25 protein-coding genes are annotated in these 26226 nt (G+C 57.7%); 9 read left to right on the forward strand and 16 right to left on the reverse strand.

Going from position 1 to position 26226, the window contains the following annotated elements:
• Positions 1 to 187: 187 nt before the first annotated feature.
• From ACZRMS_RS15220 to ACZRMS_RS15250, 7 genes are all read right to left on the reverse strand, one after another.
• Positions 188 to 1018, reverse strand: coding sequence for a hypothetical protein (locus ACZRMS_RS15220; protein ID WP_463995901.1), 831 nt, complete (start codon positions 1016 to 1018; stop codon positions 188 to 190).
• A 3-nt stretch (positions 1019 to 1021) separates the two neighbouring features.
• On the reverse strand, positions 1022 to 1606 hold the full coding sequence (locus tag ACZRMS_RS15225) for a 2OG-Fe(II) oxygenase (RefSeq protein ID WP_463995902.1): 585 nt from the start codon (positions 1604 to 1606) through the stop codon (positions 1022 to 1024).
• Positions 1587 to 2177 (reverse strand): hypothetical protein, encoded by a 591-nt coding sequence (locus ACZRMS_RS15230; RefSeq protein ID WP_463995903.1) that lies wholly within the window; start codon positions 2175 to 2177, stop codon positions 1587 to 1589. The genes ACZRMS_RS15225 and ACZRMS_RS15230 overlap by 20 nt, the downstream gene beginning before the upstream one ends.
• 17 nt (positions 2178 to 2194) lie before the next feature.
• Entirely contained in the window at positions 2195 to 2374 is a 180-nt protein-coding gene (locus ACZRMS_RS15235; protein ID WP_463995992.1) for a LuxR C-terminal-related transcriptional regulator, read from the reverse strand.
• A 302-nt stretch (positions 2375 to 2676) separates the two neighbouring features.
• A complete protein-coding gene (locus ACZRMS_RS15240) occupies positions 2677 to 3291 on the reverse strand; it encodes a TPM domain-containing protein (RefSeq protein WP_463995904.1) in 615 nt (204 codons plus the stop codon).
• Between the two features lie 27 nt (positions 3292 to 3318).
• Entirely contained in the window at positions 3319 to 4059 is a 741-nt protein-coding gene (locus ACZRMS_RS15245; RefSeq protein WP_463995905.1) for a TPM domain-containing protein, read from the reverse strand.
• A gap of 197 nt (positions 4060 to 4256) precedes the next feature.
• Complete coding sequence (locus tag ACZRMS_RS15250) at positions 4257 to 4865, reverse strand: LemA family protein (RefSeq protein WP_463995906.1); 609 nt, start codon at positions 4863 to 4865, stop codon at positions 4257 to 4259.
• 242 nt (positions 4866 to 5107) lie between these two features.
• Between ACZRMS_RS15250 and bglX the strand changes: the two genes are divergently transcribed.
• A complete protein-coding gene (bglX, locus tag ACZRMS_RS15255; RefSeq protein WP_463995907.1) occupies positions 5108 to 7399 on the forward strand; it encodes a beta-glucosidase BglX in 2292 nt (763 codons plus the stop codon).
• Positions 7400 to 8093: 694 nt separating this feature from the next.
• On the forward strand, positions 8094 to 10967 hold the full coding sequence (locus ACZRMS_RS15260) for a ribonucleoside-diphosphate reductase subunit alpha (RefSeq protein ID WP_463995908.1): 2874 nt from the start codon (positions 8094 to 8096) through the stop codon (positions 10965 to 10967).
• Between the two features lie 166 nt (positions 10968 to 11133).
• Here the strand turns inward: ACZRMS_RS15260 and flgE are convergent, their stop codons facing one another.
• The 6 genes from flgE to ACZRMS_RS15290 form a co-directional block, all read right to left on the reverse strand.
• The gene (gene flgE, locus ACZRMS_RS15265; RefSeq protein WP_463995909.1) at positions 11134 to 12453 is read right to left on the reverse strand and encodes a flagellar hook protein FlgE; all 1320 of its coding nucleotides are present in this window, start codon (positions 12451 to 12453) and stop codon (positions 11134 to 11136) included.
• 29 nt (positions 12454 to 12482) lie between these two features.
• The gene (gene flgD / locus ACZRMS_RS15270; protein WP_463995910.1) at positions 12483 to 13208 is read right to left on the reverse strand and encodes a flagellar hook assembly protein FlgD; all 726 of its coding nucleotides are present in this window, start codon (positions 13206 to 13208) and stop codon (positions 12483 to 12485) included.
• 15 nt (positions 13209 to 13223) lie between these two features.
• Complete coding sequence (flgC, locus tag ACZRMS_RS15275) at positions 13224 to 13667, reverse strand: flagellar basal body rod protein FlgC (RefSeq protein ID WP_463995911.1); 444 nt, start codon at positions 13665 to 13667, stop codon at positions 13224 to 13226.
• 3 nt (positions 13668 to 13670) lie between these two features.
• Positions 13671 to 14078, reverse strand: coding sequence for a flagellar basal body rod protein FlgB (gene flgB / locus ACZRMS_RS15280; protein ID WP_321838096.1), 408 nt, complete (start codon positions 14076 to 14078; stop codon positions 13671 to 13673).
• A gap of 1151 nt (positions 14079 to 15229) precedes the next feature.
• Positions 15230 to 16057, reverse strand: a complete 828-nt coding sequence (gene cheR, locus ACZRMS_RS15285) for a protein-glutamate O-methyltransferase CheR (protein ID WP_463995912.1) — start codon at positions 16055 to 16057, stop codon at positions 15230 to 15232.
• Positions 16058 to 16069: 12 nt separating this feature from the next.
• Positions 16070 to 17032 (reverse strand): chemotaxis protein CheV, encoded by a 963-nt coding sequence (locus ACZRMS_RS15290; RefSeq protein WP_463995913.1) that lies wholly within the window; start codon positions 17030 to 17032, stop codon positions 16070 to 16072.
• A gap of 77 nt (positions 17033 to 17109) precedes the next feature.
• Here ACZRMS_RS15290 and flgA point away from each other — a divergent pair, with 77 nt between their 5' ends.
• The 4 genes from flgA (at position 17110) to ACZRMS_RS15310 (ending at position 19698) form a co-directional block, all read left to right on the forward strand.
• Positions 17110 to 17880 (forward strand): flagellar basal body P-ring formation chaperone FlgA, encoded by a 771-nt coding sequence (gene flgA / locus ACZRMS_RS15295; RefSeq protein WP_463995914.1) that lies wholly within the window; start codon positions 17110 to 17112, stop codon positions 17878 to 17880.
• Positions 17881 to 18032: 152 nt separating this feature from the next.
• Positions 18033 to 18350 carry a flagellar biosynthesis anti-sigma factor FlgM gene (gene flgM, locus ACZRMS_RS15300; RefSeq protein WP_463995915.1) on the forward strand — a complete coding sequence of 106 codons (318 nt, stop codon included), beginning with the start codon at positions 18033 to 18035 and terminating at the stop codon, positions 18348 to 18350.
• Between the two features lie 48 nt (positions 18351 to 18398).
• Positions 18399 to 18866, forward strand: coding sequence for a flagella synthesis protein FlgN (locus ACZRMS_RS15305; RefSeq protein WP_463995916.1), 468 nt, complete (start codon positions 18399 to 18401; stop codon positions 18864 to 18866).
• A 94-nt stretch (positions 18867 to 18960) separates the two neighbouring features.
• Positions 18961 to 19698 (forward strand): flagellar brake protein, encoded by a 738-nt coding sequence (locus ACZRMS_RS15310; RefSeq protein ID WP_463995917.1) that lies wholly within the window; start codon positions 18961 to 18963, stop codon positions 19696 to 19698.
• A 105-nt stretch (positions 19699 to 19803) separates the two neighbouring features.
• On the opposite strand, the gene ACZRMS_RS15315 is transcribed toward ACZRMS_RS15310, so the two are convergent.
• Positions 19804 to 21126, reverse strand: a complete 1323-nt coding sequence (locus tag ACZRMS_RS15315) for an MFS transporter (protein WP_463995918.1) — start codon at positions 21124 to 21126, stop codon at positions 19804 to 19806.
• Positions 21127 to 21191: 65 nt separating this feature from the next.
• The gene (locus ACZRMS_RS15320) at positions 21192 to 22433 is read right to left on the reverse strand and encodes a glutamine synthetase family protein (protein ID WP_463995993.1); all 1242 of its coding nucleotides are present in this window, start codon (positions 22431 to 22433) and stop codon (positions 21192 to 21194) included.
• 277 nt (positions 22434 to 22710) lie between these two features.
• Between ACZRMS_RS15320 and ACZRMS_RS15325 the strand changes: the two genes are divergently transcribed.
• Both ACZRMS_RS15325 and ACZRMS_RS15330 read left to right on the forward strand, forming a co-directional pair.
• The gene (locus ACZRMS_RS15325; RefSeq protein ID WP_463995919.1) at positions 22711 to 24009 is read left to right on the forward strand and encodes a histidine-type phosphatase; all 1299 of its coding nucleotides are present in this window, start codon (positions 22711 to 22713) and stop codon (positions 24007 to 24009) included.
• A gap of 99 nt (positions 24010 to 24108) precedes the next feature.
• The gene (locus ACZRMS_RS15330; protein WP_463995920.1) at positions 24109 to 24360 is read left to right on the forward strand and encodes a hypothetical protein; all 252 of its coding nucleotides are present in this window, start codon (positions 24109 to 24111) and stop codon (positions 24358 to 24360) included.
• Between the two features lie 10 nt (positions 24361 to 24370).
• Here the strand turns inward: ACZRMS_RS15330 and ACZRMS_RS15335 are convergent, their stop codons facing one another.
• On the reverse strand, positions 24371 to 25132 hold the full coding sequence (locus tag ACZRMS_RS15335) for a FadR/GntR family transcriptional regulator (protein ID WP_463995921.1): 762 nt from the start codon (positions 25130 to 25132) through the stop codon (positions 24371 to 24373).
• A 255-nt stretch (positions 25133 to 25387) separates the two neighbouring features.
• On the opposite strand from ACZRMS_RS15335, the gene ACZRMS_RS15340 reads away from it, so the two are divergent.
• Complete coding sequence (locus ACZRMS_RS15340) at positions 25388 to 26128, forward strand: SDR family oxidoreductase (protein ID WP_463995922.1); 741 nt, start codon at positions 25388 to 25390, stop codon at positions 26126 to 26128.
• The last annotated feature ends 98 nt before the right edge of the window (positions 26129 to 26226 follow it).

The following is a 26226-nucleotide window of genomic DNA, read 5'->3' on the forward strand; positions in this document are numbered from 1 at the left end:
GCGGGTTGGGCGCGCAGGGCACGGGGTAATTTTAGGTGCTATACGAGAGGATTAGGTTATCGGCTCAATACGTGCCTTTTCGAGTCAGTCAAACCAAAGAGATGCCGGCCGGCAAATGTACAGAGTACGTAACAAGTGAGACATCCAATTAAAACCAATAAAACCTATTATTGACTAAATCAAACAATTACATATAACCATCGCTGGTTCCCGTGCAACATCCATATTGATCACCCGCATCATAGGTGTTGCCGCCAACAATAATACTAATACCAACATTGCCCACATTATGAGGCGGTGGCGGTGCAGTAGGAATTACGGGGCCTGATGGACTGTATGTACCACCGAATACTGGACCACGGCTGCCTCCGCCAGCCCCGCCACTGCTCGTTTCATCGGGCACCACCACAGAAGACGGCAGCAATTCACCTGTATCCGATGTCCAGTTGCAAGACAGCATCATATTCGCATACGCCATTCTGATGGTATTTCGATCAACAATCCTCATATCCGGCGCGCACATATAATCGAGGTAATTGTCGGAAGGCGAATTTATAAAGAAATCACTAGCAGATTTTATAATTTGCTTAACTGCTTGAGAATTTCTAATTGCATGCAAGCCTGCACCTACAGAAACCAATGCAAAAAACCCTACCAATCCAGCGCTTGCACCTGCCAACACAGTCATTGTCCCTATTACTCCAGCGACGTTCCCAACAAGGCTTACTACATCGCCATCGCTGATACCCTCGCCCTCCCTAACATCAATTCCAATTTTCAAAAAGGTTATGGTGCCTGCAACAATATTCGTTGGCACACTAACAATCGGCACATAGGGGCCCGCCAACCTAGTGATTGAAGTAACACTCGCAACGACTGCTCCGGCCTGCGCAGTTTGATTCAAAAGCACCATACCATTACTATTTACTACAAACTGATCAGCCACTGCTGCCGCACCCGCTCCAACAGTAATACCATCATTTAAAACACCTACAATTATTTCTGCCTTTCCCGCCATCTGTTATTCCTCAATTATTGTTTTAAACGCCAGAGTCATCCTGACCTGATCGCACTTGACCGAAGGTGATCGAGCGGCATGGGGGATTCGCCCATCGAACACAACCACTCTCTTTGATTTAGGAAGTACCGCCTTAATAATGTTTTCTTTAGTATCATCGTAAAAAATCAGCTCGCCACCCCAAGAAGTCGGCCAATATTCATTGCAAAATACGATAATCGTTAACCCCGGATGAACCTTATTATCTCGATGAATAATCGTGTCCTGCCCGAATGTCTGCCCATTTGCATAAACACCTAACAAGGTCGCTTTAAATTTATGCAATGCCAGAAATCGCTCCCACACACCCGTCAAAAAACCCCAAGACTGATTGCCCCTCAATTCCTCAAGACTTGACTGACCCAACGGGCGCCCCTTGCCTGCTTTAAATACATGCCAGCATGGCCTCACAAAGGGTAATTCCTCATAGTTTGGCCAGTTATACCGCCACACCGCCCCCTTAAGCTGAACATTGATCTCACTCTCTTCAGCCTCTGTCAAAAAATCATCAATGACATAAACTGAATCGTCAACTCTCTCTATCCTCATTAAATAACCCCTTGTAGCAATATCGATTATAAATACCGCACCTAATCATAAAAAAAACAAAGTAACCTGTCGCCAAGCACGAATAAATAATCATAATATAACCGCCACCATTACTATATTTTGACCACCACTCTATCTGCTGACGGCTCATCATTAATCGAAACTCATCATCATAAACCGCCCATACAAACTGATTATCACTGCCCGAATCTACAGCCACCCACAACCTCTTAAACTTGTAAATATTCAATTCACCAGTCTCAGTATGAAAAAACTCAATCTTGTAACTGTACTCCCCTTTATCGCGCACCACGTTAAAATGCAAACTTGCTTTTGCCTTGGAAATCCTCAAAGGCCCAGTAACATAAGCACTGCGCAACACCAGTTTTTGAGGCACGGGGGGAATTTCAATCAACGCATCCCACATCATTAGACCAACCCCAAACATGACCAGACCACACAAGAACATAAACACCAATTCACAGCGGGTTGCCACATACCCAGGCGGAATATAAAAAGATGATCTCTTCACTTTAGCCTCAAACCCATATGGACTTAAATTAAACTCCAAGCCTTAAACCAGCAACCCTACCGATGTAGGGGGCCATACATACCCTCTGCCCCTTCCCCCATTCGACCGACAACTATTATTAGCACCATGCGATTCTCAACCCCATATTTAGCCAGCAATGATGAAACGTGATCCCTGACCGTAAAATTACTGATACTCAAGCACCGCGCTATATTCTTGTTTGTGCGCCCTTGCATCAACAAATCAAGCACTTGCTTTTCTCTGCACGTGAGGTTCAATCCCTTCCTCCCAAATCGCCATCCCTATGCAGCAACGATAATCCAATACACATTCAAAAACTGACACACAATAAAACCTAGCCATCATTCAAAAAAATGGCAACAGGAATTTTCACAAAATTAAACATCAGTAATATCGAGACCCACACTACCACCCAGCAGGAATTAACTTACAAATACATAAGAAACAAGAGCACAAACTAATCACTATAAAATCCGACACCTCTGAGCGAAGTGTCGGAAACTTCAAAAACAAGCAATTACAACATCACCAACCGATTCGGTAATTGGTTACGCGGCTGAGTTTTAGGTATGTGCTGCGCAAGCACTTCGGCACAGGCATCGATGCAGGTAATAAAGCCTTCAGCCGTATGCCCCAGCGCCACGCGGCGAACGAAGTCGTTGACGATAGTGCCCCAATCGCTGTCGTCCAGATGACGGGATATCCCTTCATCTACAAGGATTTCGACATAACGCTCCGCCTCGCTGACAAAAATCAGCACGCCAGTGCGCCCCTCGGTGTGGTGCAGTTTTTGTTCAAGAAACTGGCGCCGCGCCAGGTTACTGGCCCGCCAATGCCGCACACGGGGCGGAATCAGGCGGGTGGTGATCGCCGGGATGCGAAAGATCAGGCTAAGGAAGACGAAGCTGGCCCATTGCAGCATCAACAGCCCGTAAATCTGCAGCCCGCCTATCAAGAAGTGCGCCAGGGCCGGAACCACCAGGGCAATCAGGCTGGCCCACAGCAAGGGGATGTAGCTGTAATCGTCGGCGCGGGGCGCCAGTACGGTCACGATTTCGGCATCCGTGCGCTGTTCGGCACGGGTGACGGCCTCTGCGACCTGCTGTTGTTGCTCTTGGGTTAACAAAGCCATAAATATCGATACTCGTTGAAAAGTGAGTTACCAGCCGCCAGAAGCTCCGCCGCCGCCAAAGCTGCCACCACCGCCGCGAAAACCGCCCCCTGCGCCGCCACCGCCGAAACCGCCCCCGCCAAAGCCTCCGGAGCGCGAGCCACCCCCACCGGAGTTGCAGATGCCATAGAACTGGCAGGCAGCTACGACCACCACGAACAACAAAAACAGCAGCAAAACCACGCCCGGGTGCTCACCCACGAAGTCACTGCCGTCGCCTTGCCCGCTGGCGTAGGCCGGTTCGGCCAAGGGAACGCCGCCCAGTACCTGCAGGATGGCGCCAACACCGTCGCTGATCCCCTGGTTGTAGTTCCCTGCCTTGAAGGCCGGAGTGATGACCTGATTGATGATCACCGAGGACTGGGCGTCAGTGAGCCGATCTTCCAGGCCATAGCCGACCTCAATGCGCAACTTGCGGTCGTCCCGGGCAACGATCAGAAGTGCCCCGTTGTTCTTGTCCTTTTGGCCGATACCCCAGGCCCGGCCCAATTGGTAACCGAAGTCTTCAATCGGGGTACCTTGCAGGTCGGGCACGGTGACCACGACCACTTGCTCGCCAGTGGCTTTTTCGTGGGCTTGCAGGGTTTGTGTCAATTGCTCGCGCGTAGCGGGATCAAGCATTTGCCCGTCATCCACCACCCGCCCGCTGAGCGCAGGAAAGGTCAACGCCTGGGCCGTGGCTATAAATAGCCAGAGCAGCAGACCCAACCCCGGTTTTAATACGCGCATCGGCACCTCGCTGATTGAAAGGAGAAGGCGTTTTGCGTAGCAGCTGCCGAGGAACGAAGGCTGCGTTCGAGCGCGAAGCGGTCGTGAAATCTGAACCTGAGGTGCATTTGATGCACCGCGATTAATGATTTTGCGACGGCTGCGCCGCCGAACGCAGCCTCGTTCCTCGGCAGCTGCTACGGGTATTGCGCATCAGGTCAGAACTTCACTTCTGGCGCTTTGTCGGCGTCCGGGGTGGTGGCTTCAAAGGTCGGGCGGACCGGCAGGTCGCTGTACATCACCGCATGCCACAAACGCCCCGGGAAGGTGCGAATTTCAGTGTTGTAACGCTCCACGGCGAGGATAAAGTCGCGGCGGGCCACGCTGATGCGGTTTTCCGTGCCTTCAAGTTGTGACTGCAGCGAGAGGAAGTTCTGGTTCGACTTGAGGTCCGGGTAACGCTCGGACACCACCATCAATCGACTCAAGGCTCCCGTCAGCTGATTTTGCGCCTCCTGGAACTGCTTGAGTTTTTCCGCATTATTCAGCGTGCTGGCGTCGACCTGGATCGAGGTGGCCTTGGCCCGCGCCTCGATCACCGCGGTCAGGGTGGCCTGCTCCTGTTTGGCCGCCCCCTTGACCGTCTCGACCAGATTGGGGATCAAGTCCGAGCGACGCTGATACTGGTTCTGCACCTGCGACCAGGCCGCCTTCACCTGCTCGTCGAGGGTCGGGATGGTATTGATCCCGCACCCTGCCAGCAGGCTGCTTAAGGCCACAAGTGCGACAACTTTCCAGCCCAAGGCTCTAACGCTTTGTATTCCCATCGAGTGACGCTCCGAAATAACGACATTAGGTTTATTGACCACGCACCACGCCTAAAAACTCCCGGCAACACTGGATTGCTCGCGGCGAATCAGCTAAAAGACTGCCTGCCATGCAGGAATACTCCAATCTAAAGGTAGGTCAATTCCTTGATTCGAGTAGCACTGTCATCCCTCCAGAACAATATCGCTGCACGAGCGCGGGCTTCCCTCGCTTCAAGTGAGCGGCTGCGCAGAAGAGTCCAATGAGAAATATGTGTTTGCTGGGCATCGTCATCAGCCTGGCCAGTCCCGCCGTGTGGGCACAGACCCCGCCCGCCCCCCTTGCGCCCAAAGACGTGTTTGTTGCGCAACTGCTGCAAAAAATGACCGAGGACGAAAAGATCGGCCAACTGCGCCTGATCAGCATCGGCCCGGAAATGCCCCGCGAAATGATCCGCAAGGAAATCGCCGCAGGCCGTATCGGCGGCACGTTCAACTCCATCAGCCGCGACGAAAACCGGCCGATGCAAGACGCCGCCATGCGCAGCCGTCTGCAAATCCCGATGTTCTTTGCCTATGACGTGATTCACGGTCATCGCACCATTTTCCCGATCAGCCTGGGCCTCGCCTCCAGCTGGGACATGGATGCCATTGGCCTGAGCGGTCGTGTGGCAGCCAAAGAGGCCAGCGCCGACAGCATCGACCTGACCTTCGCTCCAATGGTGGACATCGCCCGCGACCCGCGCTGGGGCCGCACTTCTGAAGGTTTCGGCGAAGACACCTATTTAGTCTCGCGCATCGCACGGGTCATGGTGCAGGCCTACCAGGGCGCATCCCCGGCCCTGGCTGGCAACATCATGGCCAGCGTCAAGCATTTCGCCCTGTATGGCGCAGTCGAAGGTGGACGGGACTACAACACCGTCGACATGAGCCCGACACGCATGTATCAGGATTATCTGCCGCCTTACCACGCAGCCATTGATGCCGGTGCTGGCAGCGTGATGGTGGCCCTGAATTCGATCAATGGCATACCCGCCACCTCGAACATGTGGCTGATGCAGGACTTGCTGCGCAAGGACTGGGGCTTTAAAGGCGTGGCGGTCAGCGACCACGGCGCGATTAACGAACTGATCAAGCACGGTGTGGCCAAAGACAGCCGCGAGGCCGCCAAGCTGGCGATCAAGGCCGGTATCGACATGAGCATGAACGACAAGGCCTATGGCGAAGAATTGCCGGGCCTGCTCAAGTCCGGCGAGGTGCCGCAGAGCGATCTGGATAACGCCGTGCGTGAAGTGCTTGGCGCCAAATACGACATGGGCCTGTTTGCAGACCCTTACCTGCGTATCGGCAAGGCTGAGGATGACCCGGCCGACACCAAGGCCGAAAGCCGCCTGCACCGTGCCGAAGCCCGTGAAGTGGCGCGCAAGAGCCTGGTGCTGCTGAAAAACGAGTCCCAAACCCTGCCCCTGGCCAAACAGGCGCGCATTGCCCTGGTTGGCCCGCTGGCCAAGGCCCCGATCGACATTATGGGCAGTTGGGCGGCAGCCGGTCAGCCGGCGCAGTCTGTCACCGTCTACGACGGCATGCGCACTGCACTCGGCCAACAGGGCACTTTGATTTACGCCCGTGGCGCCAACATCACTGACGACCAGAAAATCGTCGACTACCTGAATTTCCTGAACTTCGATGCCCCCGAAGTGGTCAACGACCCGCGCCCGGCGCAGGTGATGATTGACGAAGCGGTCAAGGCAGCGCAGCAGGCCGATGTGGTGGTCGCGGTGGTGGGTGAGTCGCGGGGCATGTCCCACGAGTCGTCCAGCCGCACCAATCTGGACATCCCTGCCAGCCAGCGCGCACTGATCACGGCGCTCAAGGCTACCGGCAAGCCGTTGGTGCTGGTATTGATGAACGGCCGCCCGTTGTCGATCGATCTCCAGCAGCAGCAGGCTGACGCGGTGCTGGAAACCTGGTTCAGCGGCACAGAGGGTGGCAATGCCATCGCCGACGTGCTGTTCGGCGACTACAACCCGTCAGGCAAATTACCGATTACGTTCCCGCGCTCTGTTGGCCAGATTCCGATGTACTACAGCCACCTGAGCATTGGCCGGCCGTTCACTCCGGGCAAACCGGGCAATTACACCTCACAGTACTTCGATGAGGCCAACAGCCCGCTCTACCCGTTCGGTTACGGCTTGAGCTACACCGATTTCAGCGTGTCGGATGTCAGCCTCTCGGCCAAAACCCTGAAGCCCGGCGCCACACTGACGGCCGGCGTGACGGTAAAAAATACCGGCAAGCGTGCCGGCGAGACGGTAGTCCAGCTGTATGTGCAGGACGTCACCGCGTCCATGAGCCGCCCGGTCAAGGAACTCAAGGACTTCCAGAAAATCATGCTCAAACCCGGCGAGCAGAGAGTGGTGCAGTTCACCCTCGACGAGAACGACCTGAAGTTTTACAACGCACAGTTGAAGCACCTCGCCGAGCCGGGTGAGTTCAACGTGCAAATTGGCCTGGACTCGCAGAACGTTCAGCAAAAAAGCTTCGAACTGCTGTAATTTCGCCCAATTGGCGCAAAGGCCCTGACGGGCCTTTGCGACACTTCTTTTGGGCAATACCCCCTTGACCTTTCCTATCTTTGCACCCGCCTGAAAATGCGTTCGGACAGCGCTGTTTTTTGTGGTAGGGTTCGCGCCCTCAAAATTCAGTACGGCAAGCTTAATTCGGCAAAATTTGGTGACAAACGGTCTAATGCCGTACCCATGGGGCCTACGTCGCTTTTTACACTTTCATACACAAATCAAACATGGATTCAAGCCGAGATCCTACGTTGCAGAGACTCACCAAAACGCATATCTTGTATCTATTCCGCCAGAAAACCCCATATGTAGGGTTTTAGGCAAAAAAGACCAAGCACAACTCAGACGAGATATTCAAGCCCTTTTCTCGCGCCTGTTTGGCTGAACCAAACGTATTCTTGTAAACCAAACCGCTCATGCGGATGGCGACCGCTTTCCAGCATAAAAGTAGGAAAGCGGCCCGGGTGTTGCAGTAAAAATACTGTCACCGCGAAGGAATACGGTTTTAAGCGGTATGCGTCACCCAAGACTTCGGAACGGAAGGGGCTCGAACCCCCCTTCTGTACGTCCCGAAGTTGTTATGCCCGGCTCATCACCGGTTGTAGTGCTTCAGGACGGAACGGTGGGCACCCAAAAGGTGCCCAAACAAACATAGAGAATGTGGAGACACCCCATGCAAACCGATACAACTCGCGAGAACTCGCAGGGTTCTGATTCAAATCTGGATCTGTCTGCGACCGCGCCAGGCCAATTGCGCGTGATCAAACGTAACGGGGCTGTGGTTCCTTACACCGATGACAAGATCACCGTCGCCATCACCAAAGCGTTTCTCGCAGTTGAAGGCGGCAATGCTGCCGCCTCGTCGCGCATTCACGACACCGTTGCGCGCCTGACCGAACAGGTCACCGCAACCTTCAAGCGTCGCATGCCATCGGGTGGCACCATCCACATCGAAGAAATCCAGGACCAGGTTGAATTGGCCCTGATGCGCGCCGGCGAGCAAAAAGTGGCTCGCGACTATGTGATCTACCGTGACGCCCGCTCCAAGGAACGCGCCATCCGCGCTCCGGCCGAAGACGCCGTGAATGCTCACCCGTCGATCCGCATTACCCTTGCTGACGGCACGTTCGCGCCGCTGGACATGGGCCGCCTGAACACCATCGTTACCGAGGCCTGCGAAGGTCTGGAAGAAGTTGACGGCGACCTGATCCAGCGCGAAACCCTGAAAAACCTCTACGACGGCGTAGCGCTGAGCGACGTCAACACCGCCCTGGTGATGACCGCCCGCACCCTGGTAGAGCGTGAGCCCAACTACTCGTTCGTGACCGCTCGCCTGCTGATGGACACCCTGCGTGCCGAAGGCCTGAGCTTCCTGAAAGTAGCTGACAGCGCCACCCACCACGAGATGGCTGACCTGTACGCCAAGGCTCTGCCTGCCTACATCGCCAAGGGTATCGAGTTCGACCTGCTGAACCCGGTTCTGGCCACCTTCGACCTGGAAAAACTGGGCAAGGCGATCAACCACGAGCGCGATCAGCAGTTCACCTACCTGGGCCTGCAAACCCTGTACGACCGTTACTTCATCCACCACGATGGCGTGCGTTTCGAATTGCCGCAGATCTTCTTCATGCGTGTGGCCATGGGCCTGGCGATCGAAGAGAAGCAAAAAGAAGACCGCGCCATCGAGTTCTACAACTTGCTGTCGTCCTTCGACTACATGTCGTCGACCCCTACCCTGTTCAACGCCGGTACCCAGCGTCCGCAGCTGTCCAGCTGCTACCTGACCACCGTGCCGGATGACCTGTCGGGCATCTACCATGCGATCCACGACAACGCCATGTTGTCCAAATTCGCTGGCGGCCTGGGCAACGACTGGACTCCGGTTCGTGCATTGGGTTCGTGGATCAAGGGCACCAACGGCAAATCCCAGGGTGTGGTTCCGTTCCTCAAGGTAGTGAACGACACCGCCGTAGCCGTTAACCAGGGTGGCAAGCGCAAAGGCGCTGTCTGTGCTTACCTGGAAACCTGGCACATGGACATCGAAGAGTTCATCGAGCTGCGCAAGAACACCGGTGATGACCGTCGTCGTACCCACGACATGAACACCGCCAACTGGATCCCTGACCTGTTCATGAAGCGCGTCTTCGATGATGGCCAGTGGACCCTGTTCTCGCCGTCCGAAGTGCCGGACCTGCACGACCTGACCGGCAAGGCCTTCGAAGAGCGTTACGAGTATTACGAAGCGCTGTCCCAGTACCCGGGCAAGATCAAGCTGTTCAAGACCATCCAGGCCAAAGACCTGTGGCGCAAAATGCTGTCCATGCTGTTTGAAACCGGCCACCCATGGCTGACCTTCAAAGACCCGTGCAACCTGCGCAGCCCGCAGCAGCACGTGGGCGTGGTTCACAGCTCGAACCTGTGCACCGAGATCACCCTGAACACCAACAAGGACGAGATCGCCGTTTGCAACCTGGGCTCGATCAACCTGCCGAACCACATCGTCAACGGCAAGCTGGACACCGACAAGCTCAAGCGCACCATCGACGTAGCCGTTCGCATGCTCGATAACGTTATCGACATCAACTACTACTCGGTGCCGCAAGCACGCAACTCGAACTTCAAGCACCGTCCGGTCGGCCTGGGGATCATGGGCTTCCAGGACGCTCTGTACCTGCAGCACATTCCTTACGCCTCCCAGGCTGCCGTCGAGTTTGCCGACAAGTCGATGGAAGCGGTCAGCTACTACGCGATCCAGGCTTCTTGCGACCTGGCTGACGAACGTGGCGCTTACGAGACGTTCCCGGGTTCGCTGTGGTCCAAAGGCATTCTGCCGCTGGATTCGCAACAGATCCTGATCGAGCAGCGCGGCCAGAAGTACATCGACGTTGACCTGAACGAATCCCTGGACTGGGCACCGGTTCGTGCCCGTGTACAGAAAGGCATTCGTAACTCCAACATCATGGCCATCGCACCGACCGCGACCATCGCCAACATCACCGGCGTATCGCAGTCGATCGAACCGACTTACCAGAACCTGTACGTGAAATCGAACCTCTCGGGCGAATTCACCGTGATCAACCCGTACCTGGTTCGCGACCTCAAGGCCCGCGACCTTTGGGATTCGGTCATGATCAACGACCTGAAGTACTACGACGGTTCCGTGCAGCAGATCGAACGCATCCCGCAAGAGCTCAAAGAGCTGTACGCCACTGCGTTCGAAGTCGACACCAAGTGGATCGTTGACGCCGCCAGCCGCCGTCAGAAGTGGATCGACCAGGCTCAGTCGCTGAACCTGTACATCGCTGGCGCTTCGGGCAAAAAGCTGGACGTGACCTACCGCATGGCCTGGTACCGTGGTCTGAAAACCACTTACTACCTCCGTGCCCTGGCCGCGACCAGCACCGAGAAGTCCACCGTCAACACTGGCAAGCTGAACGCCGTTTCCAACGGCAACAACAGTGAAGACGTCGTCGCAGCCCCTGCCGGTCCAGCACCGGTACCAAAGGCCTGCGCGATTGACGAGCCGGATTGCGAAGCTTGCCAATAAGCTGAGCTGGCAGGCGGGTCAAACCGCCTGACTGAAAAACCCCCGTTAAACCCTGGCAACAGTTGGGTTTGGCGGGGGTTTTTGCATTGTGGGGGGCCGCACACCAAAACTGCGCCATAAAAAAAACCTCAGCGAGGTTTTTTTTACTGCGACACGCAATCCAGCATCAGGTCATCTGAATAATGGTCTGCATGATGGTGCTTTGGGTCGAGATGGTTTTGGCATTGGCCTGGTAGTTGCTCTGCGCCTTGATCAGGTCCACCAGTTCGCTGGTCAGGTTGACGTTGGAGTCTTCCAGCGAATTGGACTGGATGGCGCCCAGGCTGCCGATTTTCGGCGCGTCGTAGCCGGCCATGCCCGAGGAGTACGTTTCTTTCCAGGCCGTGCCGCCCACCGGCTGCAAACCTTGCTCGTTGGTGAAGCTGGCCAGGGAGATCTGGCCAATGGCACGACTTTGGTTGTTGCTGAAGTTGGCGAACATCACGCCCGAACCGTCGATGGTCAGGTTGTTGATCTGGCCGGTGGCGTAGCCGTCCTGGGTCGGCGGGTTACGCGAGGAGTCGGTGTTGTACTGAGTGGTTTTGGCCATGTTGATGACGATGCCACCGTCTTTGGCCTCGGCACCGTTGCCGTCCCACTTGCCGTTGATCATGGCACCCGGTTTCCAGCCACTGACCACCAGCGTGTTTTCAAGCTGGTCCTTGACCGGGTTGAGCTGCGTGACCTTGGTCAGCGCACCGGCCGAATCGAACTCCATGGTCGAGGCTACTGGAGGCGTGGAGCCCTGACCCGTCGGCAAAGTGCCATCTGGGTTACGGCCGTCGATCAGGGTGTAAGAGCTCCAGGTATTGGCACCGGTCTTCACCATGTACTGATCCATCGGGTGCGCATTGCCCTGGCTATCGTAGACGGTGGTGGAGAATTTTTTGTTGTAGCTGGTGGCTACGGTGGGATCGAACGGGACTTTGGTCTGATCGATCGCATCGCTGCTGGAGTTCAGGTTGATCTCCGACGTTACCGAGCCTGTGGGCTTGGGCGCCAGGTTCGAGGTGTCGATGCGCAGGTCGGTCAACACGCCGTTGACGATATCGCCGTTCGCATCCACGCCATAGCCCTGCAAGCGTGCAGTGCCATCGGAGCTGGTCACATAGCCGTCTTTATCGGACTTGAACGTACCGGCACGGGTGTAGCTCAGGGAGCCGTTGTCGCTCAGCACGAAGAAGCCGCTGCCCTGAATCCCCATGTCCAGCAGGTTGCCGGTGTTGTTGACTGAGCCTTGACCAAAGTTCTGCGAGACCGCTGCCAGGTTGACGCCGCTGCCGATGGTCTTGCTGCCGATGCCCAGCTTGCTCGCCGAATAAATATCCGCAAACTCTGCGCGCGAGGCTTTAAAGCCTGTGGTCGCGGCGTTGGCGATGTTGTTGCCGGTCACGTCGAGCTGTTTGTTCGCCGCATAGAGGCCGCTAAGGCCGATATTGAATGACATGTTTCTCTCCTTGAGGCGTATGAGTGGGCTTAGAGGCCAATGGTCTGGACTTTGGACATACCAATGCTGCCCAGGCCTGCGAGGTTGAGCATGATCTCGCCACCGGTCTTGCTCAGCGTCACGCTGTTAACCGTGGCGGGCAGATAGGTGGTGAGCGCCGTGGTGCCGGTATCGTTTTTGCTCGACGCGGTGAAGGTGTACGAGCCCTTGTCCAGCAGCACGCCGTCGTCGTCCTTGCCGTCCCAGGTAAAGTCCGCGTTACCGGCTTTCTGGCTGCCCATCTCGAGGGTGCGGACCACTTCACCGTCCGCATCGGTGATGGTGATGACGGGCTTGGAGTCGGCGTCCTTTACCACCACGGTGCCGTTGAATGGCTTGCCGCTGGCGGGGTCCACATAGGCTTCATTGGTTTGCACGATCACCGAACGACCCACCAGCGACGACGCCTGCAACGCCTGCGAGGACTGAAGGCCACCCGACAGTGAGTTGACCGTATCGTTGAGGGTGGTGATGCCTTCCAGGCTGCTGAACTGCGCCAGCTGGGCGACGAACGCGGTGTTGTCTTGCGGGTCCAGCGGGTTCTGGTTTTTCAGCTGGGTGACCAGCAGTTGCAGGAATGCATCCTTGCCCAGCGCCGAGCTGCCGGTCACGCCTTTGGTTGCCGCACCCACGCTGTTGTCGGTGGTCCTGACCTGGGCGGAGTTGGCAAGCACCTGGTTAAGGGTCATGCCGCTGGTGGTATCGGTCACACTCATTTGTGTCGCCCCTTATCACTGACCGAGGGTCAGAACCTTCTGCATCATGGTTTTGGCGGTATTCATCAGCTCGGCGTTGGTCTGGAACGAACGACTGGCGGAAATCATATCGGCCATTTCTTCGACCACGTTGACGTTGGGGTAGTACACATAACCCTTGGCGTCGGCAGAAGGATGGTTTGGCTCGTAACGGGCCTGGAGTTCGCTTTGGTCTTCGACCACACCCAGCACTTGCACGCCTTGACCGGCGCCGTCCTGGTCCTGGAACAGCGAGTCGCCGGTGCTGCTTTGCGCACCCTGAAACATGGTGGCAAACACCGGGTGACGGGCGCGGTAGGTCTGATCGATGCTCGACGACACGGTGTCGGCGTTGGCGATGTTGCTGGCGACGGTGTTCAGGCGCGTGGTCTGGGCACTCATGCCACTACCGGCAATATTGAAAACACTGGCTAGAGACATGGGTTACTCCCCGCGCAGGGCCGACATCAGCCCTTTGAATTTGCTGTTGAGCAGGGTGAAGCTGGCCTGGAAGTTGACCGCATTCTCTGCATAGTTTGACTGCTCGATCTGAGCGTCCACGGTGTTCTGGTCGATCGACGGCTGCATCGGCGTACGGTACAACAGCGACTCGTCGCCGCTGCTCAGGCCCTGGGCTTCGATATGGCGGGTGTTGGTCTTGTTCAGCGCAAACGTGCCGCTCTGATTCTTGTCGTTCTGCGCAGCGAGCACAGAGGCGAAATCCAGGTCCCGAGCCTTGTAGTTCGGGGTATCGGCGTTGGCGATGTTGTTGGCCAGTACTTCAGCGCGCTGGGCGCGAAAGCCCAGTGCCTGCTCATGGATACCAAGCGCTTTATCGAAGCTGATGCTCATGTCGAAAAACCTTTGTGGGCTGACCTGAGGATGTGATTCAGGTTCTACATGACATGAACAGAGCAAACCCCGTGCCAGTTGGCACAGAGCCGTATTTCAAGGCTTTGGGAGGGGCGAGGGAGGCGGCAATGCCAGAAAAGCGGCAACGGTTGACCGCTGACTGCCGCTTTTCTGCCGCTTTGGAGGGGGGGGGGTACAGGTTTGTGTGGGCGGCAGATCTAACGCCGTGGCGTATCGAATGGATATGTACGCTGTAAAGGCAGTTATTTAACAGCTGCAACAACAGAACCACCGCGTACATATCCGGCATCCGCGTTTAACTGAAATATTGGTTTCGCCCTTACGGCGAGTCCCTTTTGGAAGGACCCAAAAGGAACCAAAAAGTCCTTGCCCTGCCATACGGCCGAGGTCGCCCAGGCTCCCCCAGAACAGCACCTGCGTTCAGCCTCCTGTGAGGGGCGTTCGTGTCGCTTGATTAATCCCGTGGCTACAGCAAAAACAAAGGTTAAGGCTTGAAACTGCACAACCCCTTGTGGGAGCGGGCTTGCTCGCGATGGCATCGGCGCGATTCAACTCAAATACCGCGCCGCTTGCATCGCGAGCAAGCCCGCTCCCACAGAGGAGATGTGCGAGTCTCGCAGACCTCGCCGCCAAACAGGCCGGCCGGTCGGCCGCCTCGGCGGGCATTGCTTTTGATCTACCGGCCCCTTCGGGAGGCCGAGTGGAGGTTCTGCGCAGTGGGTCTCCCGGCATGGATGCCGGGAGAGCCGTGTTGGGCCATGGATGGCCCGTCACGGCGTGCCCACGGAGCGTACCTGCGCGAGGGACACCTGAGCGCAGCGAAGGCCGTACGCCGGGGCAAGCCTTTTTGGGTACTTTTTCGGCGTTTGGAAAAAGTGCCTCGCCGTAAGGGCGAAACCCGTAGAAAGCCGTGGCGCATCGAATGGATATGTACGCTGTGTCAGTAACTGCGATACCGGGTACATATCCAGCATTCGCGTTTAACTAAAATACAGGTTTCGCCCTTACGGCAAGGGGCGTTCGTGTCGTTTTCGAGATTGGGTAGCAGCAGGCTTTGCTGGCGCTACGCGCCACATTGCAACCTTCGGCAGCGGCTACAAAAAGGGAGCCATCCAGGGCTCCCGTTTTGCTTACTTGGCCTGGTAAATAATCCCCGGGCTGCACTGGACCATCTGATAGTGATCCGGCAATCCGTTGAGCGCCTCGGAGGCACCCAGGAACAAATACCCGCCCGGCTTCAAGGTGCTGTGAATACGCAGCAGGATGTCTTTCTTCGCCTCTGCCGAGAAGTAGATCAGCACGTTGCGGCAGAACACGATGTCGAACTTGCCGAAGCCTGCATAGCTGTCCAGCAGGTTGAAGGGGCGGAACTCGACACGACTTTTGATCGGTGCCTTGATCACCCAGCGCCCCGGCCCCTTGGGGTCGAAATAGCGCTGCAAACGCTCCGGCGACAGGCCCCGGCCAATCGCCAGGTTGTCGTATTCGCCGGTTCTGCAGGTGTTGAGCATCAAGCTGGACAGGTCAGTGGCAAAAATCTGCACGCCCGCCTTCAACTGCCCCAGGTTACTGCGCTCAAACTCATCAATCGCCATCGACAGCGAGTAGGGTTCCTGCCCCGAAGAACAGGCTGCCGACCAGATACGCAGGCGCTGACCCGGACTGGCCTTGATCTGCTCGGGCAGCACCTTGTTCTTCAACACTTCAAAGGGGTAGGTATCGCGAAACCACAGGGTTTCGTTGGTGGTCATGGCATCGACCACCTGCTCGCGCAGCCCGCTGCGCGGCTGGCTATGGATACGTTGGATCAACTCGCCCAATGACTTGATACCTTGCTGTTCCATCAGCTTGTTGAGCCGGCTGGAGACGAGGTACTGCTTGTTTTCACCCAGCAAAATGCCACAGGCTTTTTCCAGGAAAACCCGGAACTGTTCAAAATCCAAATTAGCCGTCGACAAATGTCCTGCCTCTTAAATCGTTTTGACCGCCAGGGGTTGGCCCTGACTTTGGTCTGCTGCTTTGATCCGGTCAACTACCCGGGATGCCAGGTCATCAGGCCGGAATTTGGCCAAAAAGTCATCGGCACCGACTTTTTTGACCATCGCCTGGTTGAATACCCCGGACAACGAAGTATGCAGAATGATGTGCAGGTTTTGCATCCGCGGGTCGTTGCGGATTTCAGCTGTCAGGGTGTAACCGTCCATTTCCGGCATCTCGATGTCCGAGATCATCATCAGAAACTCTTCAGACGGGTCCTTGCCCTCCTCCACCAGCTTGCGCAGGTAATTCAGCGCCTGACGGCCGTCGTTCAACGACACCACTTCAACGCCCACGCTTTGCAGGCAACGGGCAACCTGTTTGCGCGCCACCGACGAATCGTCGACGGTCAGCACCCGCAATGACAGCGCCTTGCTGCGGGTTTCGACATCGACCACGCCCTGGGTGATGGTTTCGGGCGATGGCGAAACTTCTGCCAGCACCTTTTCAACATCGATGATCTCGACCAGCTGGTCGTCCATCCGGGTCACGGCCGTCAGGTAATGGTCGTGGCCGGTCCCCTTGGGTGGCGGATGAATATCTTCCCAGTTCATGTTGACGATACGTTCGACCGAGCGCACCAGAAAACCCTGGGTCTTGGTGTTGTACTCCGTGATGATCACGAACGGGTTGCTCTGATCTTTCAGGGCCCCCGAGCCCGTGGCCATCGCCAGGTCGAGAATCGGGATGGTCGCGCCGCGAATGCTCGCCACACCGCACACCACGGGATGGGACTTGGGAATCATGGTCAGTTTCGGGCATTGCAGCACTTCCCTGACCTTGAACACATTGATCCCGTAAAGCTGTGGCCCATCCAGGCGAAACAGCAACAGCTCCAGGCGGTTTTGCCCGACCAGTTGAGTGCGCTGGTTAACCGCATCCATCACCCCAGCCATACTCAGCTCCTCTTAAAACTTTAAGTTTCGACACGCATTACCCGGTAAACGGCACGGGGCTTGCTTTTTTATCGGCCATGAACGCAAAAACGACAAATTCCTGCCACCGGCTTTTTCGCCAGACCCTGCGCCGCTGCTGCCTGAGCGTCCTGGCGGTCGGCGGTCTGACGGGCCTGTGCACTTATAGCCATGCTGACGCGTTTACATCGCCTGATCAGCTTATCGGCGTGACCCAAGGCTTTCTTGAATTCACCGTCGAAGACTATCTGGCCACCAGCCAGACGCAGGGACGATATCAGATCCAGGTCAACAATCTGGACCCGCGCCTGCGCCTGGCCCATTGCGACAAGGAATTGACAGCCACCCTCGAAAGCCCGGCACAACCCATGGGCCGAGTCATCGTTCGCATCCGTTGCGAAGGGCTCTCGCCGTGGACCATCTTTGTTCCGGCCCAGGTCAAGCTGTTCCGTAATGTCGTCACCGTGACTCACCCGCTCAAGCGCGGCATGGTGATCGACTACGCCGATGTCAGCCTGCGCGAGCGGGATATCAGCCTGATCAACCAGGGGTATTTGACCGCGACCGAACTGGCGGTCGGGCAAAAATTGCTGCGCCCCATGGTGACCGATCAAGTGCTGACACTCACGCATCTGGAGCAGGCTGCCGCGGTGCGCAAGGGCGAGCATGTGGTGATCAGCGCCCGCAGCGGCACATTAAGTGTCAAGATGCCCGGCGAAGCGCTGTCTGACGGCGGCCTTAGCGAGCAGATCCGGGTGAAAAACCTGAATTCCAAGCGCGTGATCCGGGCGCGAGTGACTGCACCCGGGCAAGTTGAAGTGGCATTGTAGGAAAGTTGGCATCAGTTTCCCTGCTTTCCTACACTGTATGTTTGACGCAGATCAGTACAGTTCTGTGTGAAGCCATGATTAATCGAGCCTAAAGTTTTTCCGGGTATGGCCGAAAACATGGCAAGCGTCCAAATACCCCGAGGTTTTCCGTTATGGTCATCGACTTCAGTCGTCTCAACAGCGCACCGCCCTTGACCGGCAGTACGCGCAGTCAGGAAGCAGGCAGCGCCACGCAAGCGGCCCCTGCAAAAAGCCCTGAGCAAACCGGCGCCAGCGCCCCGAGCGGGGAATCTGTACACCTCAGCCAAGAGGCTCAACAGTTGCAGAAGATCAGCGACTCGTTGCGTGACCAACCCGTGGTCGACAAAAACCGTGTGGCCGAACTCAAACAGGCCATTGCCGATGGCAGCTACAAAGTCGACAGCAACCAGGTCGCCAGCAAACTGCTGAACATGGAAGCCCAGCGCTAGGCCCACGTGGCCAGTGCCAGGCTTTTGGACGCTTAATCCTGGGGTCTTATGCACGACGAAAATTTACTGCAACTGATCAATGATGACCTCGCCCCCGCCGAGCAACTGCTCGGCCTGTTGCAGGACGAGTCCATCGCCCTTAAAGGCCGCGACATGCAGGTGCTGGAGAACATCCTGGCACGCAAGCATTCGTTGATCATTCTGCTTGAGCAGCATGGCCGCAAACGCAGCGAGATCCTGGCAAGCCTCGGCCTGGCCACCAACCGCAGCGGCCTCGAAAGCCTTGCCAGCCATTCAAGCGTGGGCGCTCAACTGCTCAGCCAAAGCGATGTGCTGAGCCAGTTGCTGGCCCGGTGCCAGGCCGCCAACCTGCTCAACGGCCAATCGATCCAGACCCAACAGTCGATCACGGCCAACCAGCTGCGCATTCTGCACGGCGGCGAAGCTCCGTCGCTGTATGACGCACGCGGTACCACTTCGATGCTCAACAGGCACCGCGCTTACAGCCAGGCCTGACCCTGCGCGATCACACTGTCTAGCGAGACACGCAGCATGATGGCAGAATGCCTCTTTTGCGTGTTGCAGTATTTTGTCCGGAGATTGATCAACCGTGTTCGACGCCCCAGATGCTCCGCAGCCGCCAAAGGTGCTTACCACGCCGCTGGAAATTGCCTCCAGCTTGCGGATGCTGCAAGAGAGCCATGACCCGCTGATCATCACTTTCCAGGATCGCACCCAGCGCTTTCAGAGCTATGTGGTTGATGTGAACCGCGAGAACAACACCCTGGCCCTGGACGAAATGATCCCCCGTGGAGGTGAGCGTTTTCTGGAGGCCGGAATACCGTTTCGGGTTGAGGGTTTCCACGAAGGCGTGCGCATCGCCTGGGAATGCACCACGCCGCTGAGCATCGACGACACCCATGATCATCGCTGCTATCGCGGCGCGTTACCCCGCGAAGTGCTTTACCACCAGCGCCGGAGCGCGTTTCGCGCGGCCCTGAAACTGTCGCATCTGATTGATGTGCAAGTGGCCGGTGAAAAGCTCAAGTCACCGATCAAGGGCAAGTTGCTGGACGTGTCCGCCACTGGCTGCAAGTTGCGTTTTGAAGGGGATATCGGCGAAAACCTGCAGCTGGGCCAGGTGTATGAGCGCTTCACCGCCGCCCTGCCCTTCGGCCAGATCACCACCCCTGTCGAATTGCGTTATCTGCATTTTGAAGAGCGCCTCAACATCACCTTCGCCGGTCTGCGCTTCCACAACATCAGCGGTGGCGTGCAGCGCCAGGTCGAACGTTTTGTGTATCAACTGCAGCGCGAGGCGCGCCAGTTTGATAAAGACGACTACTAAACGCTGAAACACCCCCTTGAGTGACACCGCAAAACCTGTGGGAGCCGGCTTGCCTGCGCGGGGCATTGCCATCGCGAGCAAGCCCGCTCCCACCGGGGCAGATGTTTATGGCTTGGGTTCCGGCTCCAGTTCTGGTTCTGGTTCTGGTTCTGGTTCTGGCTCAATGTTATCCACCATCTGATCCTGCACCACCTGCTCATCCACCCTCGGGTCAAGAGCGGCCACCAGCGGTGAGCTGGACATGCTGTCAGGCATGGCCACGTGATGCAGCGGCGCGTCGTCGACCTGGTGCAAGTTGGTCACCGCATTCGGGCGAATCCGCCATACCAGGATCAAACCGGCCACGCTGAAAAACGCGTAGAGCATCTGGCTGCCGAAGAATTTCATCAACACCCCGGTCACTAACGGCCCGATGCTGGCGCCAATGCCATAGGTCACCAGCAACATGGCGGTCAGCGAAACCCGGCGCTCACCCTCGATATGGTCATTGGCAAACGCCACGGCCAGCGGGTAGATGCAAAATTGAACCAGCGCGCTGAGGCAGCCTGCGGCAAACAGCACCTCCATCGGTACCGAGGGCAAGATCGCCAGCGGCAAGGAAACCACCGCCAGAATAAAGGCGAAGATGCGAATCAGTAGCGGCCGGTCGTAACGGTCGGACAACCAGCCCAGCGGCCACTGCATCAGCAAGCCGGCAAAAATACAGCTGCCCATATAAACACCGACCAGCTCGGTCGACAGCCCTTGCTGCGATGCATAGAGCGGCGCCAGACCGTAGAACGAACCCACCAGCAAACCGGCCCCCATCACCGCGATCAACGACTGCGGCACCCGCTTGATGAAGAACCTGGGGTCCATCGGCGCCGGATGCAGGGGCGCCGGGTGAATGCGCCGGGTCATGGCCACGGGGACCAGGCACAGGGCAAAACACAACGCCACGACCATCAGCAACTCGAGCCCCAGGGCAGGATGGATCGCCAGGATCAATTGCCCGAGCACCAGCCCCAGGTAGGACGCAATCATGTACAGGCTGAACACCACGCCACGCTGCTTGGCATCCGCCTGCTCGTTGAGCCAGCTTTCGATGACCATGTACTGGCACATCATGCCCAGGCCGACAATCACCCGCAGCAGCAGCCACATGGGCAGCCAGTCGGTCAGGCCGTGACACAGCACCGCCGCACCGACGATGCCGGCACAGGTGGCATAAGCACGGATATGCCCGACCCGGGCAATCAACCGGTGGCCGATCTTGCCGCCCAGCACCAGGCCAAAGTAGTTGGCCGCCATCAAGGCGCCGATCCACAAGCCGTCGACATTGTCGGCCGCCAGGCGCAGCGCCAGATAAGTACTCAAGAGGCCGGAGCCGATCAACATCATCAGCGAGGCAAAGTACAACGCTCGAAAAGACTTCCAGATTTGGTGCATTGGCTTTCCGTGCGGCTCCTTGTATCTGCAGCCGGGAAGAGGCCCGGCACCACAGTTTTAAACAGTTAAGCCTGAGCCGCCAACACGCGACGCTCCCAGGGCGTTATTTCGTCAAGAAAACTGGTCAGTTCCAGGTTCTTGGACGCAATGTAACCTTCGATGAACTCAGCACCGAACAGTTCAATCGCCAGCTGACTGTGCTTGAGACGCTCAAGGGCGGCATGCAAGGTACATGGCAATGACAAAGCCTCGGGCACTTCAAATTCGCCCTGGATCGCGGCGGTCGGTTCCAGCTCATGCTCGATGCCATATAACCCGGCGGCAAGGCTGGCGGCAATCGCCAGATACGGGTTGGCATCAGCCCCCGGCAAGCGGTTTTCGACCCGCCGCGCCAGCGGTGAACTGGCCGGTATCCGCAGGCCGGCGGCACGGTTGTCATGGGACCAGCACGCATTGTTCGGCGATGCATAGGGGTGGCACAGCCGCTGGTAGGAGTTGACGTTCGGCGCAAACAGCGCGGTGAAGTCAGCCATGCCGGCCTGCTGCCCGCCGATAAAGTGGCGGAAAATTGCCGTCGGCTGCCCCGCCTCATCGCTGAACACGTTACGCCCGCTGTCCGGTTCGACCACGCTCTGGTGGATATGCATCGAGCTGCCAGCTGTGTGCGCCAGCGGCTTGGCCATGCACACCACGGTCAGTCCATGTTTTAAGGCGACTTCCTTGAGCAGGTGCTTAAACAAAAACGTCTGGTCGGCGAGCAGCAGCGGATCACCGTGCAGCAGGTTGATCTCGAACTGGCTGACGCCCATCTCGTGCATAAAGGTGTCCCGGGGCAGACCCAGCGCGGCCATGCACTCGTAGACTTCACTGAAGAACGGCCGCAGACCGTTATTGGAACTGATACTGAACGCCGAAAAACCGTCTTCACGACGACCGTCCAGGCCCACCGGCGGGCGGAATGGCAGGCTCGGGTCGGTGTTGGGCGCAAACACAAAGAACTCAAGCTCGGTGGCCACCACCGGCGCCAGGCCGCGTGCGGCATAACGGGCGATCACGGCCTTCAACTGGCCACGGGTCGACAGGCGCGAGCTTTCGCCGGTCAGTTCGTCTGCATCGCAAATGGCCAATGCCCGGGGCTGCGCGCTCCAGGGCAGACGATGGATCTGCGCAGGGTCCGGCACCAGAGCCAGGTCGCCGTCATCGCCGCCGTAAAAACGCGCCTCGGGGTAACCGCCCATGATGCATTGCAGCAGCACGCCACGGGCCATCTGCAAGCGCCGCCCTTCGACAAACCCCTCAGCGGTCATCACCTTGCCACGGGGCACGCCATTCAAATCGGGGGTCACGCACTCAATCTCATCAATGCCTATCAATCGCTGTGCGAGTGAGCCCTGGCCATCGGTCGTCATGACGCTTTCCTTGTTGTGGTGCAGGCCGCGAACGGCAAAGTGTACAAAATACGCATCACCTGTTCGGGATTTCAAGCGAGCACCCAATAAATCCTCCGGCGAGGATTGTGGCCCACACCGGAATTTGCCAACTAGACTCTGCGCCCTGTGTCCAGGATGACTAAAAGGAAAACCGATGAAGACGTCGCCCCCTCTGTACGCCGGCCTGCTGCTGGCCAGCATGATCAGCCCAACCGCCTTTGCCCAGACACCCACCAGCGATGGCTACGTATTGGATAAAGTAGTGCAAGTCAGCCGTCACGGGGTGCGCCCGCCCACCGAATCCAACGAAAAGCTGCTGTCCTCCGTGACCCAGCGTCAATGGCCGACCTGGCTGGTGCCCTTGGGCAATCTGACCGGCCACGGCTACACCGGCGCCGTCGAAATGGGCCGCTACCGTGGCCAGGTATTACGCACCGCCGGGCTCATCCCCCAGGGCTGCCCGGACGCTAAAAATCTGCTGGTACACGCCAGCCCCCTGCAACGCACCAAAGCCACTGCCCAGGCCTTGCTCGACGGCATGTTCCCGGGCTGTGGCTTGCAGCCGACCTATGTCGCCGGCAAGCAGGACGCCCTGTTCCAGGCCAATGAAATGCCCTTTGCCGCCCTCGACCCGGTAAAAGCCAGGGCCCAGATTCTCAAGGCCCTGGGCGGCAGCGTCGTAGCCGCACAAGCGCGCTACAAACCCTATGAAGAAAAACTGCGGGAGGTTGCCTGCCTGCCCGCCGCCGATTGCCCGTACGGTAAACAGGCGTGGCAACTGGAGCAAAACGCCAAGGGCCGCTTCTCGATCAAGGGCCTGAGCGCAGGCGCCAATATGGGTGAAGTGTTCCGCCTGGAATACAGCCAGGGCCTGCCTCTCGATAAAGTCGCGTTCGGCCACGCCCGCACCGCCAGCCAGGTGTCGAGCCTGATGCTGCTGACCAAGGCCAAATACGACTTCCTCAACGACATCCCTTATATCGCCAGCCGTGGCGCCTCCGAGTTGATGAACCAGATCTCGCTGGAACTCAAGCAAGGCACGTCACTGGCCACCACCACGACCAGCAGCACCCCGCCCGATGTACCGTTGATGCTGCTGGTGGCCCACGACACCAACATTTCCTACCTGCGGACCATGCTCGGTTTCGGCTGGAAACTGGGGGACTACCTGGAAAACAACATCCCGCCTGTTGGTACGTTGCAGTTTGAGCGCTACAAGGAAGTCAAAACCGGCGAGTACTTTTTGCGCATCGCCTTTGAAGCGCAGTCGATGGACCAGATCCGCAACCTGACCTCACTGGACGGCACACAAAAACCGCTCAAGGGTGACTTCGAAAGCGCCAAGGGCTGCCGCAAGACCAGCGCAGGCCTGCTCTGCCCGCTCAAGGACGCCATGGCCAAAGTCGATCAGAACATCGACCCGACCGCGCTGACGCCCTATACCTTCCAGTAATCCACCCCCTGAAGGAGCTGGCCTGCCAGCTCCTGCGTGAGATACATTGAAACGGCTGGTAACCAAAACAACAGCCCGTCATCTCACAAAGGGTGCCTCTTGAATACCAATCAAAAACTGCGAACCTTCGACCTGATTCTCGATGCCGTCTTGCCCGAGTACCGCGACCGGGTAGCCGATTACCTGCCGCTCTATGCCGATGTGCTGCACGACGAGCAACAACCGCCGGCCATACAGCACGCCACCGCGCAACAGCTGCGCGGCTACCTGCGCGGGCTGAACACCACCCGGGTGCTGGGCATGGCGGACCTGGAAGAACTGGACCGGCGCATTAGCGAATCGTGGCTGTAATCGTCACGGTTTACTGAGCGCTGCGGCTGAAGATACGGATCACTTCATCCAGATGCTCGGCCATCGCCTGACGCGCGGCGTCGGGGTCGTGTTGCTCCAGTGCCTGCAGCACACGCCGGTGCTCATCTTCCGAGCGATGGGGCATGTCGCCCGAGCCGTAATGGCTTTGCAGACGCTGGAACATGCTGCCGTAACGATGGCCCAACAGATGTTGAATCATCAACGCGTAGGCCGGGTTGTCCGAAGCCTGGGCGATGCGGATATGGAACAGACGGTCACCGGGGTGAGTGTGAGAATCGTCGCGATTGTCCTGCACATTGCGCTCGAACGCTTCGCGGATGCCCGCCAGCTCTTCGTCGCTGGCATTCACTGCCGCCAGCGCTGCGGCCTCGGGCTCGATCAGGCGCCGGGCCTGGAGTAACGCGAACGGCGGGATTTCCGCGCTGAAATCCACTTCGATCCCCAGCTCCGGGTCCAGTTCTTTCCACTGGTTGCGCGTGACCTGAGCCATCACCGGCTCATCCGACACCGCTTGCACCGGCGGCTCACAGACCAGCACCCCGTTACCGACGCGCACATCCACCAGACCTATGACCTCCAGCGCAATCATCGCCTCGCGCACCGAAGCACGACTCACGCCCAGCAACTTGGCCAGTTCGCGTTCGGCGGGTAAACGACTGCCCGGCGGGAATTCGCCGCTGTCGATCAACGCGCGTAGCTGATCGGCGATCTGCCGATAAAGCCTTTGGTTATCAATAACTTGAAATGGCATTGTGAAATTGGCTCTGGTGTGGACAGCTGTCGACAAGCACTTTTGCACAAAAAAGACGCTTGTTGATGCTTGAGGTGCATGCTACAAAAGGCCCAATGGCCTGACCATTGGACGGATAACGTAAAGCGATCATAGCAAACCTTATCCAGACACTTGCGTCGTTTTGCCATTTGCTACGCCTGCAATGGCCTGACCATTAGGCCGAAGTAAAGCAGGTCAAACAATAAAAACAATCGACAGCGTCACGGAGCACCCATGGATCTTTCCGGCAAACGCGTGCTGATCACTGCAGCCGCTCAGGGCATTGGCTTGGCCAGCGTCCAGGCCTACCTCGCTGCTGGCGCCGAAGTATTCGCCGCCGACATCAATGCCACCGCCCTCGACACCCTCGAAGGCGCACACAAACTTCTTTTAGACGTCACCGATGCCGCTGCCATTGAGCGCCTGGCCAAAGAGCTTGGCCCGCTGGATGTGCTGTTCAACTGCGCCGGCGTAGTGCACAGCGGCAACATCCTGGAATGCAGCGAAAAGGACTTCAGCTTCGCCCTGGACCTCAACGTCACGGCCATGTACCGCATGATCCGCGCATTCTTGCCGGCCATGCTGAGCAACGGCGGCGGCTCGATCATCAACATGGCGTCGGTGGCGTCCAGCGTCAAAGGCGTCCCCAACCGCTTTGCCTACTGCGCCAGCAAAGGTGCGGTGATAGGCCTGACCCGCTCCGTGGCGGCCGATTTCGTCAGCCAGAACATCCGCTGCAACGCCATCTGCCCCGGCACCGTCGACTCCCCTTCCCTGCGTCAGCGCATCAGCGAACAAGCCGAGCGCGAAGGCCGCAGTACAGACGAGGTGTACGCCGCCTTTGCCGCGCGCCAGCCCATGGGCCGTATCGGCACCGCCGAAGAAATCGCCCAGCTGGCGCTGTACCTGGGGTCCAGTGCCAGCGGCTTTACCACCGGTACCGCGCAAATTATTGATGGCGGCTGGAGCAACTGACTCCTGCGCTTTTGACTTTGACTTTGACTTTGTGGGAGCGGGCTTGCTCGCGATGCGCACGACGCGGTTTGTCTGACGCACCGCAGCGATCCCATCGC

The sequence above is a fragment of the Pseudomonas sp. B424 genome (assembly GCF_055408345.1).